The organism is Methylobacterium sp. J-092 (assembly GCF_022829325.1).
In the GTDB taxonomy this organism is placed as follows: domain Bacteria; phylum Pseudomonadota; class Alphaproteobacteria; order Rhizobiales; family Beijerinckiaceae; genus Methylobacterium.
Genome location: NZ_JAKSXU010000010.1, coordinates 1 through 301, shown reverse-complemented (window position 1 = coordinate 301; position 301 = coordinate 1). Strand labels below are relative to the sequence as shown.

The window sequence follows — 301 nt, the reverse complement described above, 5'->3', positions numbered from 1 at the left end:
GAAGTCGAAGAACGACGAGGCGCGACCGGCGGTGAAGCCCGCGAACTGGATGAAGGCCTTGTCGGCGTTCACGTACTGCTGCAGCAGGCCGAACTGATCGACACCGAGGGCCGGGTAGGCGTTGCCGATGCGCGGGTTCGTGCCCGAGGTGCCGAGACCGGAAGAGCCGGAGCCGCTGCCGGCTCCAAGGCGCACGAACGCGCTAAGGGTGCCGGAGGCGGTCGGTGTGCGGGTGGCGATGTTGAGTGGCAGGCGGGTGGGCGAGATGGAGAGCGCACCCGTGTGCGACACCGTCGCGGCG

1 protein-coding gene is annotated in these 301 nt (G+C 69.4%); it reads right to left on the bottom strand.

The window, feature by feature from the left end:
* A partial coding sequence (locus tag MKK60_RS00130; RefSeq protein ID WP_243983404.1) for a porin occupies positions 1–301 on the bottom strand: 301 nt, incomplete at both ends.